We start from the raw sequence: 16,199 nt of genomic DNA, 5'->3' as shown, positions 1-16,199 counted from the left end.
CTTAACCTCCATTTTCGGGCCCCTCTGGTTCTTTGGCCCCATCATGCAAGTTTATACCGACCCCTGTCGAATATGCTTGCAAAGAGGCCTTACGTTCTCCCTTTGACGCAATTATCAAGCGTGACAGGATTCAATAACGCAATATGATGCGGAGCTTGAGCAAACGAGCCCGGCGGGCCGAAAGGAAGCCACATGATGACCTTCGACCGCATCGACCGACACATCCTCAACGAACTCCAGCGGGACGGCCGCATCGCCAATGCCGATCTGGCGGAAAAGGTCGGCCTTTCCCCGTCCGCCTGCCTGAGAAGGGTCAGGGCGCTGGAGGAAAGCGGCGTCATCGACAGCTATGTCGCCCTGCTCGACCAGAGTCGCATCGGCCGCAGCCTGGAAATCTTCGTGGAGATTTCGCTCACCGCCCAGACCAGCGAGGCGCTGAGCCGTTTCGAGGATGCGGTTGCCCGCTCGCAGGAAATCATGGAATGCTACCTGATGGCGGGGGACGCGGACTACCTGTTGCGCATCGCCGCGGCGGACCCGGTGGACTTCGAGCGCATCCATCGCGACCACCTCACACGCCTGCCCGGCGTCTCCCGGATGCGGTCGTCCTTTGCCATCCGGACCGTGTCCCGCAAGACGGCCTTTCCCATCACCGGCGACTGACCCTGCGACAGCCTGGTTCACGGGCGATGCGGCCCACGCAATGGATTATTGACACATTTACTGATACAATCCGGCCTCATGAGCGAGATGCACCTTGCAAAGAGAGCCGGAGAGATCGAGGCGACGGGCACGGCGTCCCGCTGCTCGACCCGCGTTGTCGTCATAGACGATGACCCGGACGACCTGTGGCTGCTGCGACGCTCGCTGACACGGGCCTCCGACGAAGGGGCACCCGTCGACCTGAGCATTTGCCGCGGGCCGGCGGTGGCACTCGACTTCCTGCGATCCCAGAACGAGACCAGCCAGCGTGCGTCGTCTCCCGATCTCATTCTGATCGACGTCAACATGCCGGACATGTCCGGTATCGAGCTGCTGCGCGTCATTCGCTCCATCGAGCGCTTTCGTGACACGGCGATCATGGTCATGACGAGCGCCGTGGACGAGGAGCTGGCCGAGGAAGCAAGCGCGGCGGGCGCCGATGCCGTGCTTACCAAGCCGGACACGCTGGCGGGGCTGGATGCTCTGGTCGCGTCCCTGCTTCGGGGACGCGCCGCGAGCCGGACCCGGACCACCGCGACCAGGCTGCGCAGCGCCTGACCGCCTCCCTGGCACCATCCCCAAGTAGCTTGATTTCACTCATGCCTTCCGTCAGGCTGCGCCCCGGTTGCGGCCAAGGTGGCGCCGCGCCACTGACGCGAGGGAGCCGGCCATGCCGCAATCCGTGGAAAAGCTGTCCGACACGCGGTCGGACCTCGCCGAGGGCGCCCTTTGGGACCCGAACGCAAACCGCTTCTACTGGTGCGACATCCTTGGAAAGGCGATCCACGCCCGAGACTGGGAAACCGGTGAGGAACGAAGCTGGACGTTTCCCTCGACAGTCGGCTCCTTCGGCCTGACCACTCGCGACAACGTTCTCGTGGTTGCCCTGCGGGACCGCGTGGTGACCTATGACCTCGAGAGCCGCGAGATCCTCGACACGCTTGCGGAGATCGAGGCGGATGATGAGAGAACCCGCACGAACGACGGCAAGGTCGGTCCGGACGGCGCCTTCTATGTCGGGACAATGGATGACAGGCCGACGCGCGAACCCATTGGAGCGCTTTACCGGGTGACCGCGTCCGGCGAAACGGACCGTCTCGTGGGCGAACTCACCATCTCGAACGGACTTGCGTGGTCACCCGACGGGCGGACCATGTATCACGCCGACAGCCGACCAGGGCGGATCGACGCCTATGATTTCAATCCCGCAAGCGGTGACATGTCGAACCGCCGCACGTTCGTCCAGCTCACCAATGAAACGGGGCGCCCGGATGGCGGCACCGTGGATGCGAACGGTCATTACTGGTCGGCAGGCGTTTCCGCCGGAGTGGTGAACCGTTTCGACCGAGACGGACAGCTTGTCGAGCGCATCGACATGCCTGTGCCACGCCCCACGATGACCTGTTTCTGCGGCCCTCACCTCGATGCCATCGCCGTCACGTCACTGCGCCCGCTCAATGACGAGGCACTGCTGAGCGCCTACCCCCAAAGCGGGCACGTGTTCCTGTTTCAGCCTGGCGCCGCGCGCGGTCTGCCGCCGCATCGCTTCAAGCTTTGACGCCATCCGACGACGACGGCTCGCCGGGCTCCGTCCGCGCATAGAGATCGTCGGGGAGAACCTCGCGGGCCTCCTCCGGCGCGCCCTCGCCCCAGGTCGCTCGGAGATCGTGATCGACCGCGACGCGCTCATCGAAGACAAAGCAGTCGCCGTGCCAGAGGCTTTCCTCCCGGGGCACCTTCTCCAGATAGTTCAGTATGCCGCCGTCGAGGTGATAGACGTCCTCGAACCCCTCATCGAGAAGGAAGCTCGTCGCCTTTTCGCAACGAATTCCGCCCGTGCAGAACATGGCAACCTTTTTCGCGCGTCCGGCTTCGCGTTGCCCGCGCACCCACTCCGGGAAACTCCTGAAGGTTCTGGTTTCCGGCGAAAGCGCGCCTTCGAAGGAACCGAAGGCAATCTCGTAGTCATTGCGGGTGTCGACCACCACCACGTCCGGATCGCTGATGAGCGCATTCCAGTCCTGCGGCGCCACATAGGCACCGACGCGGCGGCGCGGGTCCACGCTCTCCACGCCAAGGCTGACGATCTCGCGCTTGAGACGCACCTTCAGCCGCCCGAAGGGCATTCGCTCCGCGCGGGCGTTTTTCTCGCTCAGATCCGCCAGGCGCGGATCGCGGCGCAGATGTGCGAGCACCGTTTCCACGCCGTCATCGCTGCCGGCGATCGTTCCGTTGACGCCTTCGGCAGCCAGAAGGATGGAGCCCCGCACGCCGGCCGCCTCCGCGACCGCAAGCAAGGGGTCCCGCATTGCCTGAAAATCATCAAGCGGGACAAAGAGATAAAATGCGGACACCCGCAAGGTGGAGGAAGCAGCCTGTGACATGGCGCGCAATCTGGCAGGCTTCGCATGGCCTCGCAAGACACGGACAACTGCCTACCAGGGCAGGCGCTCGCCCCGATAGTTCAGGAAAGCCCCCGTATCTTGCGGGCCGGCCGCATCGATAACGCAAAGCAGGCGGTCTGCCGCGACCTCCGGTGACTGCACCTCGAGCCCCGTCCGCGCGAACGGACGCGAAAGGCGGGTCTCGACGGTGCCTGGATGAAGGGCAAGAACGACATGCTCCGGCCAGCGACGGGCAACCTCGATCGAGGCCGTGCGGACGATCTGGTTCAACGCTGCCTTGGACGCGCGATAGCTGACCCAGCCTCCAAGCCTGTTGTCACCGATACTGCCGACCTTGGCGGACAAGGTCGCGAAAACCGACTTGCCCTCGCGCGGCATGAGCGGGAGAAAATGCTTGAGCAGAAGCGCCGGTCCGATGGCGTTGACCGCGAAAGAGCGCGCCATGGCCTCGTGATCGATCTGGCGCAGCGCCTTTTCCGGCTGCATGGCCCCATCGGAAAGAATACCCGTCGCGTCGACAAGCAGTCGAAGCGGCATGCCTCCCCCCACCAGCGCGGCGACGTGGTCCGCCGCACATGCAACCGATCCCTCGTCGACGATATCCAGTGCCGGTTGCGTGGTCCGCGACAGGCTCACGACACGCTTGAAAGCCGACGCGGTTTCGAGAGCGGACACGAGGGCGGAACCGATGCCGCCGGTTCCGCCGACAACGAGGGCAAGCCCCCCTGGGGCAAAGCTTTTCATGGACTGTGTCATGACCGGTTTGTACGCACCGCCCCTGTTCCCGGATTGCAGGCGCGGGTCCGTCGAGCGCGATCAAGGTTTCGTTAAGGCTTGCAGGGGCACGCGACCCGACCCGCGCTGGTATTGATGCGCGCGCCATGCCAAAGTCTGGACCTTCCGCGACACCGACACGCGCCTCAAGAGCGCACGATTCACCTGACATTGCGAGGGAACGACACGATGGGACGCCGCTATTTCATCCTCGACGTCTTCACCAATCAGGCGCTTGCCGGCAACCCGCTGGCGGTCGTCCTGGACGGCGAGGGCCTGTCGGACGCGCGGATGCAGGCGATTGCCCGTGAGTTCAACCTGTCGGAAACCGTGTTCGTGCTGCCGCCCGAGACGCCGACCCACTCCGCGAAGCTGCGCATCTTCACCCCCGCAAAGGAGCTGCCCTTCGCGGGACATCCCACCGTCGGCACCGCGATCCTGCTGGCGCGCGAACGGTTCGGCGAGATCGAGGAGGATCAGAACGCGATGGTCGTCCTCGAGGAAGCCGTCGGCAAGGTGCGCTGCGGCGTCGTGCTGAAACCGGGGGCCGCGGGCTTTGCAGAGTTCGACGTGCCGAAACTTGCCCGGCCCGCAGATCCGCTGGGCGACAAGGACGTGATCGCCGCAGCCCTCGGACTGGAACCGTCGGAGATCGGCTTCGAGAACCACCGCCCCACTGCTTATGAGGCTGGCGTTCCCTTCGCCTTCGTGCCGGTTGCCGACCTCTCGACGCTGTCACGCGCGGCTCCCCGCGCGGGGCGCCAGTGGGACGAAGGATTTGGCGGGCTCGGCTCGGCCTATGTCTACTGCCGGCAGACCACCTCGAGCGAAAGCACGTTTTCCGCGCGCATGTTCTCCCCGGCCATGGGCATCAGCGAGGATCCGGCGACCGGCGCGGCGGTGGCGGCCTTTGCCGGCGTCGTGCGCCACTTCGACAAGCCGACCGACGGCACCCACTACCTGCGTATCGAGCAGGGCGTGGACATGGGCCGGCCCTCGATGATCGACCTGGAGATCGATATTCACGCCGGCAATCTCAAGGCCGTGCGCATCGGCGGCCAGGCCGTTGTCATCGCCAGTGGCGAGTTGTTTCTCTAGCCGGCGGCTGACCTGACTACGGTCAATTCGCTGCCGTGAGCGGGCCTCGCGGCGGCAGCGCGGTTACGCTCCTTGTCGAGGATTCTTGCGCTGTCGAGAGTGGCGATCGGCGTTTCCAGATCGCCCGGGATATCACCGCTCAACTGCAGGGCCTGGTAGCGACCGCAGCAGACCCGCAGGAACGAGGCGAAGTTTCCAAGATCATGCCCCGCCTCGATGGACTCGCCATGCAGGCGGGTTATCAACTGGACGAGATTCATGCCGTCGCGCGCGGCGATCTCCTCAAGGATCGCCCAGAAAAAATTTTCCAGCCGGACGCTGGTGACCATCCGCTCAATGCGCAGGGACCGCGTCGTGCTGTCCCACAAGGCCGGATCCGCCTCGATGAAGAGCTTGCACATGGTCTGTTCCTCCCCTTGACTAAGCCAGCAAGGCTGCCGTCGAAACCGGCACAGCGCGGGCCCGACACAACACCGGGCCCGCACGAGGACATGCCGTTCAGGCAGCAAGCACCGCCATGAACTGCGAAAGCCATGCGGGATGGGCCGGCCATGCAGGCGCCGTCACCAGCTTGCCGTCCGTGACCGCGCCGTCAATGGCAATATCCGCGTAGGTGCCGCCCGCCAGTTCCACCTCAGGACGGCAGGCCGGATACGCGGACACCTTGCGCCCATCGATAACCCCTGCAGCGGCCAGGAGTTGCGCGCCGTGGCAGATTGCGGCGACGGGCTTGCCGGCCTCGAAGAAATGCTTCACGGCCGCGATCACCTGCGGATCGAGACGCAGGTACTCCGGCGCGCGGCCACCCGGAATCACCAGCGCGTCATAGTCGCTCGGATCAACCTCGGCGAATGTCGCATTGAGCGCAAAATTGTGCCCCCGTTTTTCGGTGTAGGTCTGGTCACCCTCGAAATCGTGGATCGCCGTCGCGACGCTATCCCCCTTTTTCTTGCCCGGGCAGACGGCGTGGACGCTGTGCCCGACGGCAAGCAGCGTCTGAAACGGCACCATGGTCTCATAGTCCTCGGTGAAGTCACCGGTGATCATCAGGATCTTCTTCGCACTCATGTTTTCCCTCCCGAACAGTCACACGCTCGCCATCCCGCGCGAGAGGCGGTGGCCAACAGAAACGGACGGTAGCAGCGACACGGTTTTCGGTGGTATTAGCGCGGTACTACATCCCCCTTTCCCGCTTGACGGCGGCAGCCTTCCGGGCCATTGTGCCGGCGAACCGTACGGTACGGTACGCATCTGGCCGAACCGCTCCGAGACATGCGGCTCACAGAAATCAAACACCTCAATCAGACACTCCGCCCCCGAGACCGATGACCGACACTCCCGCCCCGGAGGAATTCAACGACCGCCAGAACGAGGTGCTTGCCTCGGCTCTGCGTCTGGTCGTGGAAGGAGGCGAGAAGGCGCTGACGACGGCAGCCCTCGCCCGTGCGGCCAACTGCTCCAAGGAAAGCCTCTACAAGTGGTTCGGCGACCGCGACGGCCTACTCGCCGCCATTGTCGCCCATCTGGCGTCCAAGGTGCGGGTACCAGGCGAACGCGGCGGACGGTTGAGCGCGGAGGAGTTTCGCGACAGGCTCGTCAGCTTCGCGGAGGATCTGCTGACCGTGCTCGCCGGAGACACCTCACTGGCGCTCAACCGGCTGGCCATTTCACATGCAAGCCGCGAGGGCGCCCCTCTCGGTCGCCTGCTTCTCGAGCGCGGCCGCGAGCGCATCGCCACCCGTGCCCGCGTGCTGCTGGAGGCGGGCCGCAGGCAGGGGCACATCGCCTGCGACGATACGACCGACGCCTACCGCACACTCTACGGGCTTATCGTGCGCGATGCCCACAACCGCTGGCTTCTGGGCGAAGCGCCCGAAGTCGCGGAACCGGACTTCAGCGCCAGGGCGCGTTGCGCCATCGATCAGTTCCTGACGCTTCACCCATCCGACGGAGCGGGACACACGAAAGAGCCCGCCCGGACGTGACCCGCCGGTCTTTTCCGGCACGACTGCAAGACCGCAAGAACCAAGGGAGATCCCCATGCGCGTTTACTACGATCGCGACGCCGATCTGAACCTCATCAAGTCCAAGAAGGTCGCCGTGATCGGCTACGGCAGCCAGGGCCGCGCCCATGCGCTGAACCTCAAGGACAGCGGCGTGGCCGAGGTGGTCGTCGCCCTGCGTCCGGGCTCCACGACGGCCAAGAAGGTCGAGGCCGACGGCCTCAAGGTCATGAGCGTCGCCGAGGCCGCCGGCTGGGCCGACCTGATGATGATGGCCACCCCGGACGAGCTCCAGGCCGACATCTACAAGGACCATATCGCCGACAACATCCGTGACGGCGCCGCGATCGCCTTCGCCCACGGCCTCAACGTGCACTTCGGCCTCATCGAGGCGAAGGCCACCGTCGACGTCATGATGATCGCTCCGAAGGGCCCCGGCCACACCGTGCGCGGCGAGTACGAGCGCGGCGGCGGCGTGCCCTGCCTCGTGGCCGTCCACCAGGATGCCTCGGGCAACGCCCTCGACCTCGCCCTCGCCTACGCCTCGGGCGTCGGTGGCGGCCGTTCTGGCATCATCGAGACCACGTTCAAGGAAGAGTGTGAGACCGACCTCTTCGGCGAGCAGGCAGTGCTTTGCGGCGGCCTCGTGGAGCTGATCCGCGCCGGCTTCGAGACTCTGGTCGAGGCGGGCTACGCCCCCGAGATGGCCTACTTCGAGTGCCTGCATGAGGTGAAGCTCATCGTCGACCTCATCTACGAGGGCGGCATCGCCAACATGAACTACTCGATCTCCAACACCGCCGAGTGGGGCGAGTACATGTCCGGCCCGCGCGTCATCACGCCCGACACCAAGGCCGAGATGAAGCGCATCCTCACCGACATCCAGACCGGCCGCTTCACGTCCGAGTGGATGCAGGAATGCAAGGCCGGCCAGGCCCGCTTCAAGGGCACCCGCCGCCTCAACGACTCCCACCAGATCGAGGAAGTCGGCGAGAAGCTGCGCGGCATGATGCCGTGGATCAAGAAGGGCGCCCTTGTCGACAAAGAGCGCAACTAAGCCTTCGGGCGAAACGCCCTCTTGATCCAGGCATCGCCACTGGCGCGTGGCAAGACCACGCGCGGGGGATCAAGAAGGGCGCCCTTGTCGACAAGGAGCGCGACCAAGCCTTCGGGCGAAACGCCCTCTTGATCCAGGCATCGCCACTGGCGCGTGGCAAGACCACGCGCGGGGGATCAAGAAGGGCGCCCTCGTCGACAAGGGAGCTCACTCTCCCGACCAGGGTTTCAACAGGACAGGAAACGGCCCGCACACGCGGGCCGTTTTCATTTGACGCACGGCGGTTTAGGAAAAGACACGGCCTGCGAGGAGAAAACAGGAATGTCCGACACACGCGAACAGCAGCTCCCCGCACCGGAGGTCGTTCTCGTCGCCGCCGTTGGCGAGAACGGGGTGATCGGCTCCGAGGGCGACATGCCCTGGCGGCTGTCGAGCGACCTGAAACGCTTCAAGCGACTGACGACCGGCCATCCGGTTCTCATGGGGCGCAAGACCTTCGTGTCCATCGGCCGGCCGCTTCCCGGCCGCACCAATATCGTGGTCACACGGGATTCGGGCTTTTCACACGAGGGCGTTCACGTCGCCGCCTCGCTCAAGGCCGGCCTCGAGACTGCACGACAGGTCGCGACCGACGCGGGCAAGGATGCGGTGATGGTGATCGGCGGAGGCGAAATCTACGCCGCAACCATGGACATGGCGGATCGCCTCGAGATCACCCGCGTCCATGCGTCCCCCGCAGGCGATACCCGCTTCCCCGTGGTCGATCCTGCCCTGTGGCTGGAAACCGCCCGGGAAACGCCGGAACGCGGGGAAAAGGACAGTGCCGACGTCACCTTCCTCACTTATCGGCGCAGACCATCGGCCTGACACGCCTCTGCGACAAAAAACCTGTCGAGCCTGTCGCACAATCGCTGTCTCAGGTCGCCTGCCCACTTTCGCCGGACACCTTCCTTATCCTAGGATCGGCCAAACGGTTCGCGGCCACTGCCGTCGCGTTCCGCCCGCTTTCGCATTTCCACCCCCGGAGGTTTTCTTCCCATGGACGTTCGTGCCGCAATCGCCCACAAGGCCGGCCAGCCGCTCACCATCGAAACCGTGCAGCTCGAGGGCCCCAAGGCTTTCGAGGTGCTCGTCGAGATCAAGGCAACCGGTGTGTGCCACACCGATGCCTTCACCCTCTCCGGCGATGATCCGGAAGGTATCTTCCCTGCCATTCTGGGCCATGAGGGCGCCGGCGTCGTCGTCGAGGTCGGCAAGGGTGTCACCTCGCTGAAACCGGGCGACCATGTCATTCCGCTCTACACGCCCGAGTGCCGCGAGTGCGAATACTGCCTCAATCCGAAGACGAACCTGTGTCAGAAGATTCGCACGACACAGGGCGCGGGCGTGATGCCCGACGGCACGTCCCGCTTCTCGATCAACGGCGAGAAGGTGTTCCACTACATGGGCACCTCGACTTTCGCGAACTACACGGTCCTGCCCGAGATCGCCCTGGCCAAGGTCCGCCCGGATGCTCCGTTCGACAAGATCTGCTACATCGGCTGCGGCGTGACCACGGGCATCGGCGCGGTGGTGAACACCGCCAAGGTGGAACCGGGCGCGAATGTCGTCGTGTTCGGTCTCGGCGGCATCGGCCTCAACGTGATCCAGGGCGCGCGCATGGTCGGCGCCAACATGATCATCGGCGTCGACATCAACCCGTCCAAGAAGGAACTGGGTGAGCGCTACGGCATGACCCACTTCGTCAATCCGCTCGAGGTGGAAGGCGACCTGGTTCCCTATCTGGTCGACCTCACCAAGGGCGGAGCCGACTACTCCTTCGAGTGCATCGGCCGTACCGACACCATGCGTCAGGCCCTCGAGTGCGCGCACAAGGGATGGGGTGAATCCATCATCATCGGCGTCGCCGGCGCCGGTCAGGAGATCTCGACCCGCCCGTTCCAGCTCGTCACCGGCCGCTCCTGGCGCGGGTCCGCCTTCGGCGGCGCACGCGGGCGCACGGACGTGCCGAAGATCGTCGACTGGTACATGGACGGCAAGATCGATATCGACAGCATGATCACCCACACCATGCCGCTCGACGAGATCAACACCGCCTTCGACCTGATGCACGAGGGCAAGTCGATCCGCTCCGTCGTCACCTTCTGACGCACGGATGCAATCATGAAGGACGCGCCGGCCCCACCGCCGGCGCGTCAGCCACACGCCGAATGCCGGCAAGGGAGGTCGTTGCCATGACGGAACAGACACTGTGGTCGGAAGCACGTGATCGCGACACGCTGGGAGGCCGCATCCGGCGGGCCCGCGAGGCGGTCGGACTGAGCGGCGCGCAGCTTGCCCGCCGTCTCGGCGTGAAGACGGAAACGGTCACCGGCTGGGAAACCGGACGCACCGAGCCGCGGGCCAACCGGCTGACCATGCTGGCCGGCTTCCTGGCCGTGAGCCCGACCTGGCTGCTCCATGGTGTCGGTGAAAGCCCGACCGACGGAGACCTGTCGAGCGAGCTCACGCTCATTGCCTCTTCCCTCAAGGCGCTGAAAGACAACCACGACCGCACCGGCGAGATGATCGAACGGCTGGAGGCGCAGGTCGCGGCCCTTCAGTCGGGAGCCGGCGCAGGATCGGCGGGCGAGTAATGCTTCGCCGGATTGATCCGCCGCCGGCGACACGGGCCGGACGGCCCGCCTTGCGCACGCTCTGGTGCGATTTCGCCGACGTCGACGTCTATCGCCTTCACGCCCTTTTGCGGCTGAGGGTCGACGTCTTCGTGGTCGAGCAGGAATGCGCCTACCCCGAAATCGACGGCCGGGATCCGGACGCCCTTCACCTTCTCGTCGAGGAGGAGGAAAGCGGGAACCTTGCCGCCTGCCTGCGCCTGTTCGCGCCGCTGCCGCCACCTGAGGGCGACGGCCACTGTCATCTCGGCCGTATCGTCACCGCACCGGCCTGGCGCGGGACCGGCCTCGGCGCGACGCTTCTGGAGCTTGGCATCGCGGAATGTTCGCGCGCGTTTCCTCAAGCGGACATTCATCTTGCCGCCCAGGCACATCTGCGCGAATTCTACGCCCGTTTCGGCTTCATGACCGTCAGCGACGTCTATGACGAGGACGGCATTCCCCATATCGACATGCGGCGGCAATGCGCCGCGTCCCTTTCCATGGCCAAGGAGCCAGCCTCTCCATGACCCTTACCCTTGTTTCCACGTCCCGCTCCTTCGGTGGCGAGCAGCGTGTCTATCGTCACGCCTCCACGGCGACCGGCACCGACATGGAATTCGCCGCCTATCTTCCGCGGGAAGCGCTTCGCGGAGAAGCCTGCCCGACACTCTTCTACCTGTCGGGCCTGACGTGCACCTGGCAGAACGCAACCGACAAGGCCGGCTATCAGCGGCTTGCCTCCATGTACGGACTGATCGTCATTGCCCCCGACACCAGTCCGCGCGGTGACGATGTGGCCAATGACGAGGCCTATGACCTGGGTCAGGGCGCGGGCTTTTACGTCGATGCGACCGAGACGCCCTGGGCACCGCATTTCAACATGGAAACCTATGTCACCGACGAGCTCTACCGGCTCGTGGCGGGCGAACTTCCGGTCTGGGAAGGCGCGGTGGGCATCACCGGCCATTCCATGGGTGGCCATGGCGCGCTGACGCTGGCCCTGCGTCATCCCGACCTGTTCCGCTCGGTGTCGGCATTCGCTCCGATCACGAACCCGCTGGATTGCCCCTGGGGCGAAAAGGCGCTTGGCGCCTATCTCGGCTCGGACCGCGAAAAATGGGCGGAGCACGACGCCTGTGCGCTGGTGAAGGCGCGCGGCTGGTCATCGGACATCCTTGTCGACCAGGGCACCTCCGACGGCTTCCTGAGCGAACAGCTCAAGCCCTGGGCGCTCGAGGCCGCCTGCCGCGAGGCCGGTGTCGACCTGACGCTTCGTCTTCAGGGCGGATACGACCATTCCTACAATTTCATCTCGACATTTCTCGAGGAACACTTCGCCTGGCACGCCGAACGGCTCGCCGGGTAACCAAAACGCAAAGGATCCGGCGGTGTTTTGCCGCCGGATCCATTGAAAAGCGCGGCCTCAATCGCCAATTCCACTTCGGGAGGCGCGTCAACGGGTTTCATTGAAACCCCCCGCCAATCTTCCTATAACCGCGCCAGGCCAAGTGGCGCGATCAGGACAACGACCCCGGCCCGGCCGGCCGGGGCCAGACGAAGGATGTGTTGATGCCTTGGAGCAACCAGAACGGCGGTGGCTGGAAAGGCGGCGGAAACGGCGGCCCATGGGGCGGTGGTTCCGGCGGTGGTGGTCCCTGGGGCAGCGGCCCGCAACGCGGCGGTGGCGGTGGCGGCGGTGGCGGTAACCCGCCCGATCTGGAAGAGCTCCTCAAGCGCAGCCAGGACAAGCTGAAGACCGTTCTGCCCAGCGGCGGAAACATGGGCTTCAAGGGCGTCGTACTGGCAATCCTCGTTGCAGGCGTGATCTGGCTTGCCACCGGCTTCTACCGCGTGGAACAGGGGCAGGTCGGCGTCGAACTCGTCTTCGGCCAGGTCGAGAGCCAGACAGCCCCGGGCCTGAACTACAACTGGCCATACCCGATCGGCTCGGTATACACCCCGCAAGTCCAGCGTATCCGTGAAGTTGCCATCGGAATGCGCGAGACCGTGCGCGGCAGCCAGGTGGGCAAGCAGGACGTTGCAGAAGAAAGCCTGATGCTGACCGGCGACGAGAATATCGTCGACGTCGACTTCAAGGTTCAGTGGCGCATTCAGAGCACCCCTGAGGGCGTCGCCAACTTCCTGTTCAATATTCAAAACCCTGAAGGCACTGTGAAGGCCGTCGCCGAAAGCGCCATGCGCGAGGTTGTCGGCGAGAACAATATCGATTCCGTTTTGGCCGAGAACAAACAGCAGGTCCAGGGCGCCGTCATGAAACTGATGCAGACGGCACTTGATCAGTATGGCGCCGGCATCGAGGTCACCGACGTGCAGATGCAGAAGGTCGATCCGCCGCAGCAGGTGATCGAGGCCTTCCGCGACGTTCAGGCTGCCCGTGCCGACCAGGAGCGTGTCCAGAACGAGGCGCAGGCCTATGCCAACCGGATCGTGCCGGAAGCACGAGGCAATGCGGCCCGAATTCTTGAGGCTGCAAACGCCTACCGTGAGCAGACGGTTGCCGAAGCCAGCGGTCAGGCCCAGCGTTTCGAGAAGATCCGCGAGGAGTACGAGAAGGCCCCGGACGTGACCCGTCAGCGTCTCTATCTTGAGACCCTCGAAAAGGTTCTTGGCGCCAACAACAAGATCATCATCGATGACTCCGCGGGCTCTTCGGGCGTGGTTCCCTATCTTCCGCTTGACCAGCTCAACCGCAACCAGGGCAACGCCCGCACCGGAGGCAACCAGTGATGAAGAACGGTTTCCTCAGCCTTATCGGCATTCTTCTCGTGGTCGTCGCCGTCGTCGGCTACCTGTCGCTCTACATCGTCAACCCGACACAGCAGGCGCTGGTCCTGCAGTTTGGCGAGGTGAAGGACAGCGAGCGCGGCCCGGGCCTCAAGTTCAAGGTCCCGTTCGTGCAGAACGTCGTCTACTTCGACAAGCGCGTGCTCAACCTGGACATGCCGCCCATCGAACCGATCCTGTCGGACAAGAAGCGGCTGGTCGTTGACGCCTTTGCCCGTTACCGGATCACCAATCCGGTTCTCTTCTTCCAGACGGTGAACAACGTTTCCGAAGCGAACCAGCGCCTTTCGACCTTCATGGACGCCAGCATCCGCTCGGTTCTCGGGCGGTCAACCTTCCTCCAGGTGGTGCGTGACAACCGCTCACAGCTCATGGACGAGATCCGCAAGGAAATCGCACTGAAGGCGGCTCCAATCGGGATCGAGGTCGTCGACGTCAAGATCCGTCGCGCGGACCTGCCGCAGACCAACTCGGAGGCGATCTTCCGCCGGATGCAGACCGAGCGTCAGCGTGAAGCGACGGAGATCCGTGCCCAGGGCGCCGAGCAGTCGCAGCGCATCCGTTCCCGCGCCGACCGCGACGCCACCGTCATCGTGGCCGAAGCCAACCGCGATGCCGAGGTGATCCGCGGTGACGGCGACGCCGAGCGGAACCGGATCTTCGCGGAAGCCTTCGGAAAGGACTCGGAGTTCTTCGACTTCTATCGCTCGATGCAGGCCTATTCCTCCGCATTGAACGAAGGCGGCACCTCGATGGTGCTGTCGCCGAACTCGGACTTCTTCCGTTACTTCCGCAACCCGCTTGGTCCGGGCGCCCAGGACGGTGACACGGCCCGGCAACCGACACTGCCCCAGTCCGGGGCACAGACGTCGCAGGCCCAGTGACGGACCTGCTGGCCGCTCTTGGCCTGGCGCTGGCGCTCGAGGGAACGATCTACGCGCTGGCGCCAGGTTCCATGAAGAGGGCGATCCGGCAAATGCAGGATCTTCCCGACCAGACCTTGAGAATTGCCGGTCTCACCGTTCTTGCGACCGGCGTGTGCCTGGTCTGGTTCGTGCGCGGCTGACACCGAATGAAAGCCAGGTGGCCGGGATGGAGAAGCTGTTTCTCCTTCCCGGCCACCGGCGTTAAGCTGAACCACCGGACGGAAGCCGACGGCAAGCCGCCCATCAGATGGAGGACAACGGCCGATGGCCCTGTTGCAGACCGCTCTTCCTAAACGTCGCGGCCTCGGCCGCGTGTCCCGACTGGCATTCGCGGGCGCACTCGCCTGCTTCGTGGGTGCGGGAAGCATTTCCATTCCCGCCTCCCCCGCACTCGCGCAGCCACCGGAATCGATTCCCGACCTCGCCGAGACCCTGCTGGATGCGGTGGTGAACATCTCCACCACCCAGAACGTTACCGCACAACGCTCGGTGCCGATCCCGCAGGTTCCCGAAGGATCCCCCTTCCAGGAGTTCTTCGACGAGTTCTTCAACCGTCAGAACCGTGACAATGACCGTCCCCGGCGCGTCCAGTCCCTGGGATCGGGTTTCGTTCTCGATGGCACGGACGGCATCATCGTCACCAACAATCACGTGATCGAGGGTGCCGACGAGATCACCGTGAATTTCTCGGACGGGTCCAAACTCAGCGCCGAAGTGGTGGGAACCGATCCCAAGACCGACATCGCCGTGCTCAAGGTCGAGCCCGAGTCGCCGCTGCCGGCCGTCTCGTTCGGCTCGTCCGACGCCATGCGTGTCGGTGAGTGGGTCATGGCCATCGGCAATCCGTTCGGCCTCGGCGGAACGGTGACGACCGGCATCGTCTCCGCGCGGAACCGGAACATCAACTCCGGCCCCTACGACAACTACATCCAGACCGACGCCTCCATCAATCGGGGCAACTCCGGCGGCCCGCTCTTCAATCGTGAAGGCAAGGTCATCGGCATCAACACCGCGATCATCTCGCCGTCCGGCGGCTCCATCGGCATCGGCTTCGCCATCCCCTCGGACACGGCGATCCGCGTCGTTCAGCAGCTGCGCGAGTTTGGCGAGACGCGGCGCGGCTGGCTTGGCGTGCGCATCCAGGAAGTCACCGACGAGATCGCCGAGAGCCTCGGCATGGACCGCGCGCGCGGTGCTCTCGTTGCCGGCGTCACCGAGGACGGCCCGGCCGAGGACGCCAAGATCGAGGCCGGCGATGTCATCATCGAGTTCAACGGCACCGAGGTGCCGGACATGCACGACCTGCCGCGAATGGTAGCCGACACACCCGTGGGTGAGGAAGTCTCCGTCGTCGTGCTGCGCAAGGGCGAGGAAGTGAACCTCAACGTCACCCTTGGTCGCCTTGAGGAGGCCGACAAGATCGCCTCTGCCGACGGCTCGGACGACAAGGCCGCGCCGGCCAAGACGACCACAGAGGTTCTCGGCATGACGCTTGCCCCGATGTCGGACGAACTTCGCGAGAAGTTCAGCATCGGTGCGGACGTGAATGGCGTCGTCGTCACCGAGGTCGCCACCGACAGCCCGGCCGCCGAAAAGCGCATCAGTGCCGGCGACGTGATCGTCGAGATCGCGCAGGAGAGCGTCGCGACGCCCGATGAGATCGTCGCGAAGGTCAAGGACCTGAAGGAAGGCGACCGTCGCCTGGCCCTCTTCCTGATCTCCAACGCCCAGGGCGAGGTCCGCTTCATTCCACTGCAGATCACCGACTGATC

19 protein-coding genes are annotated in these 16,199 nt (G+C 64.7%); 15 read left to right on the top strand and 4 right to left on the bottom strand.

The window, feature by feature from the left end; genetic code table 11:
- The first annotated feature begins 195 nt into the window (after nt 1-195).
- The 3 genes from ACYX4S_RS03630 (at nt 196) to ACYX4S_RS03620 (ending at nt 2,260) form a co-directional block, all read left to right on the top strand.
- Entirely contained in the window at nt 196-663 is a 468-nt protein-coding gene (locus ACYX4S_RS03630; RefSeq protein WP_476362811.1) for an Lrp/AsnC family transcriptional regulator, read from the top strand.
- A 78-nt stretch (nt 664-741) separates the two neighbouring features.
- Complete coding sequence (locus ACYX4S_RS03625) at nt 742-1,260, top strand: response regulator (protein ID WP_476361918.1); 519 nt, start codon at nt 742-744, stop codon at nt 1,258-1,260.
- A 112-nt stretch (nt 1,261-1,372) separates the two neighbouring features.
- Nucleotides 1,373-2,260, top strand: a complete 888-nt coding sequence (locus tag ACYX4S_RS03620; RefSeq protein WP_476361917.1) for an SMP-30/gluconolactonase/LRE family protein — start codon at nt 1,373-1,375, stop codon at nt 2,258-2,260.
- Here ACYX4S_RS03620 and trhO read toward each other — a convergent pair.
- Both trhO and ACYX4S_RS03610 read right to left on the bottom strand, forming a co-directional pair.
- On the bottom strand, nt 2,250-3,086 hold the full coding sequence (gene trhO / locus ACYX4S_RS03615) for an oxygen-dependent tRNA uridine(34) hydroxylase TrhO (protein WP_476361916.1): 837 nt from the start codon (nt 3,084-3,086) through the stop codon (nt 2,250-2,252). The two genes, ACYX4S_RS03620 and trhO, sit on opposite strands and share 11 nt — an antisense overlap.
- A 51-nt stretch (nt 3,087-3,137) precedes the next feature.
- Nucleotides 3,138-3,851 (bottom strand): SDR family NAD(P)-dependent oxidoreductase, encoded by a 714-nt coding sequence (locus ACYX4S_RS03610; RefSeq protein ID WP_476361915.1) that lies wholly within the window; start codon nt 3,849-3,851, stop codon nt 3,138-3,140.
- A gap of 219 nt (nt 3,852-4,070) precedes the next feature.
- On the opposite strand from ACYX4S_RS03610, the gene ACYX4S_RS03605 reads away from it, so the two are divergent.
- The gene (locus tag ACYX4S_RS03605; RefSeq protein ID WP_476361914.1) at nt 4,071-4,979 is read left to right on the top strand and encodes a PhzF family phenazine biosynthesis protein; all 909 of its coding nucleotides are present in this window, start codon (nt 4,071-4,073) and stop codon (nt 4,977-4,979) included.
- Here the strand turns inward: ACYX4S_RS03605 and ACYX4S_RS03600 are convergent.
- Both ACYX4S_RS03600 and ACYX4S_RS03595 read right to left on the bottom strand, forming a co-directional pair.
- Nucleotides 4,976-5,380 carry a ribbon-helix-helix domain-containing protein gene (locus ACYX4S_RS03600; protein ID WP_476361913.1) on the bottom strand — a complete coding sequence of 135 codons (405 nt, stop codon included), beginning with the start codon at nt 5,378-5,380 and terminating at the stop codon, nt 4,976-4,978. The genes ACYX4S_RS03605 and ACYX4S_RS03600 overlap by 4 nt on opposite strands.
- A gap of 97 nt (nt 5,381-5,477) precedes the next feature.
- Nucleotides 5,478-6,047, bottom strand: coding sequence for a DJ-1/PfpI family protein (locus tag ACYX4S_RS03595; protein ID WP_476361912.1), 570 nt, complete (start codon nt 6,045-6,047; stop codon nt 5,478-5,480).
- 257 nt (nt 6,048-6,304) lie between these two features.
- Here ACYX4S_RS03595 and ACYX4S_RS03590 point away from each other — a divergent pair, with 257 nt between their 5' ends.
- The 11 genes from ACYX4S_RS03590 to ACYX4S_RS03540 all read left to right on the top strand — a co-directional run bounded on the left by ACYX4S_RS03590 (nt 6,305) and on the right by ACYX4S_RS03540 (nt 16,197).
- Nucleotides 6,305-6,964 (top strand): TetR/AcrR family transcriptional regulator C-terminal domain-containing protein, encoded by a 660-nt coding sequence (locus ACYX4S_RS03590; protein WP_293723686.1) that lies wholly within the window; start codon nt 6,305-6,307, stop codon nt 6,962-6,964.
- A 55-nt stretch (nt 6,965-7,019) separates the two neighbouring features.
- A complete protein-coding gene (gene ilvC / locus ACYX4S_RS03585) occupies nt 7,020-8,039 on the top strand; it encodes a ketol-acid reductoisomerase (RefSeq protein WP_293723685.1) in 1,020 nt (339 codons plus the stop codon).
- A 321-nt stretch (nt 8,040-8,360) separates the two neighbouring features.
- On the top strand, nt 8,361-8,906 hold the full coding sequence (locus ACYX4S_RS03580) for a dihydrofolate reductase (RefSeq protein ID WP_476361911.1): 546 nt from the start codon (nt 8,361-8,363) through the stop codon (nt 8,904-8,906).
- Between the two features lie 171 nt (nt 8,907-9,077).
- On the top strand, nt 9,078-10,187 hold the full coding sequence (locus ACYX4S_RS03575; protein ID WP_422069462.1) for an S-(hydroxymethyl)glutathione dehydrogenase/class III alcohol dehydrogenase: 1,110 nt from the start codon (nt 9,078-9,080) through the stop codon (nt 10,185-10,187).
- 86 nt (nt 10,188-10,273) lie between these two features.
- Nucleotides 10,274-10,675, top strand: a complete 402-nt coding sequence (locus tag ACYX4S_RS03570) for a helix-turn-helix domain-containing protein (protein WP_293723682.1) — start codon at nt 10,274-10,276, stop codon at nt 10,673-10,675.
- Nucleotides 10,675-11,223: a GNAT family N-acetyltransferase gene (locus ACYX4S_RS03565; protein WP_476361910.1), complete on the top strand. Its 549-nt coding sequence runs from the start codon at nt 10,675-10,677 to the stop codon at nt 11,221-11,223. The genes ACYX4S_RS03570 and ACYX4S_RS03565 overlap by 1 nt, the downstream gene beginning before the upstream one ends.
- Nucleotides 11,220-12,062 carry an S-formylglutathione hydrolase gene (fghA, locus tag ACYX4S_RS03560; RefSeq protein WP_422069464.1) on the top strand — a complete coding sequence of 281 codons (843 nt, stop codon included), beginning with the start codon at nt 11,220-11,222 and terminating at the stop codon, nt 12,060-12,062. The genes ACYX4S_RS03565 and fghA overlap by 4 nt, the downstream gene beginning before the upstream one ends.
- 203 nt (nt 12,063-12,265) lie before the next feature.
- Nucleotides 12,266-13,444, top strand: a complete 1,179-nt coding sequence (gene hflK, locus ACYX4S_RS03555) for an FtsH protease activity modulator HflK (RefSeq protein ID WP_476361909.1) — start codon at nt 12,266-12,268, stop codon at nt 13,442-13,444.
- A complete protein-coding gene (hflC, locus tag ACYX4S_RS03550; RefSeq protein WP_476361908.1) occupies nt 13,444-14,385 on the top strand; it encodes a protease modulator HflC in 942 nt (313 codons plus the stop codon). Before hflK ends, hflC begins: the two co-directional genes overlap by 1 nt.
- A complete protein-coding gene (locus tag ACYX4S_RS03545; RefSeq protein ID WP_476361907.1) occupies nt 14,382-14,567 on the top strand; it encodes a DUF2065 domain-containing protein in 186 nt (61 codons plus the stop codon). Before hflC ends, ACYX4S_RS03545 begins: the two co-directional genes overlap by 4 nt.
- A 124-nt stretch (nt 14,568-14,691) precedes the next feature.
- The gene (locus tag ACYX4S_RS03540; protein ID WP_293723676.1) at nt 14,692-16,197 is read left to right on the top strand and encodes a DegQ family serine endoprotease; all 1,506 of its coding nucleotides are present in this window, start codon (nt 14,692-14,694) and stop codon (nt 16,195-16,197) included.
- Nucleotides 16,198-16,199 lie beyond the last annotated feature (2 nt).

It is taken from the genome of Stappia sp. ABD4_338, assembly GCF_056312175.1.
Note: the sequence above shows the minus strand (reverse complement) of the source record. Positions and strands in the feature narration are given on the sequence as shown.

Bases quoted from the DNA above. Each gene is read 5' to 3' on its own strand.
- ACYX4S_RS03620 (WP_476361917.1), top strand. From the start codon at position 1,373: ATGCCGCAATCCGTGGAAAAGCTGTCCGACACGCGGTCGGACCTCGCC.
- ACYX4S_RS03595 (WP_476361912.1), bottom strand. From the start codon at position 6,047: ATGAGTGCGAAGAAGATCCTGATGATCACCGGTGACTTCACCGAGGAC.
- ACYX4S_RS03565 (WP_476361910.1), top strand. From the start codon at position 10,675: ATGCTTCGCCGGATTGATCCGCCGCCGGCGACACGGGCCGGACGGCCC.
- hflK (WP_476361909.1), top strand. From the start codon at position 12,266: ATGCCTTGGAGCAACCAGAACGGCGGTGGCTGGAAAGGCGGCGGAAAC.
- ACYX4S_RS03625 (WP_476361918.1), top strand. From the start codon at position 742: ATGAGCGAGATGCACCTTGCAAAGAGAGCCGGAGAGATCGAGGCGACG.
- ACYX4S_RS03575 (WP_422069462.1), top strand. From the start codon at position 9,078: ATGGACGTTCGTGCCGCAATCGCCCACAAGGCCGGCCAGCCGCTCACC.
- ACYX4S_RS03580 (WP_476361911.1), top strand. From the start codon at position 8,361: ATGTCCGACACACGCGAACAGCAGCTCCCCGCACCGGAGGTCGTTCTC.
- ACYX4S_RS03605 (WP_476361914.1), top strand. From the start codon at position 4,071: ATGGGACGCCGCTATTTCATCCTCGACGTCTTCACCAATCAGGCGCTT.
- ilvC (WP_293723685.1), top strand. From the start codon at position 7,020: ATGCGCGTTTACTACGATCGCGACGCCGATCTGAACCTCATCAAGTCC.
- ACYX4S_RS03540 (WP_293723676.1), top strand. From the start codon at position 14,692: ATGGCCCTGTTGCAGACCGCTCTTCCTAAACGTCGCGGCCTCGGCCGC.
- ACYX4S_RS03590 (WP_293723686.1), top strand. From the start codon at position 6,305: ATGACCGACACTCCCGCCCCGGAGGAATTCAACGACCGCCAGAACGAG.
- ACYX4S_RS03610 (WP_476361915.1), bottom strand. From the start codon at position 3,851: ATGAAAAGCTTTGCCCCAGGGGGGCTTGCCCTCGTTGTCGGCGGAACC.
- fghA (WP_422069464.1), top strand. From the start codon at position 11,220: ATGACCCTTACCCTTGTTTCCACGTCCCGCTCCTTCGGTGGCGAGCAG.
- ACYX4S_RS03600 (WP_476361913.1), bottom strand. From the start codon at position 5,380: ATGTGCAAGCTCTTCATCGAGGCGGATCCGGCCTTGTGGGACAGCACG.
- trhO (WP_476361916.1), bottom strand. From the start codon at position 3,086: ATGTCACAGGCTGCTTCCTCCACCTTGCGGGTGTCCGCATTTTATCTC.
- ACYX4S_RS03630 (WP_476362811.1), top strand. From the start codon at position 196: ATGACCTTCGACCGCATCGACCGACACATCCTCAACGAACTCCAGCGG.
- ACYX4S_RS03570 (WP_293723682.1), top strand. From the start codon at position 10,274: ATGACGGAACAGACACTGTGGTCGGAAGCACGTGATCGCGACACGCTG.
- hflC (WP_476361908.1), top strand. From the start codon at position 13,444: ATGAAGAACGGTTTCCTCAGCCTTATCGGCATTCTTCTCGTGGTCGTC.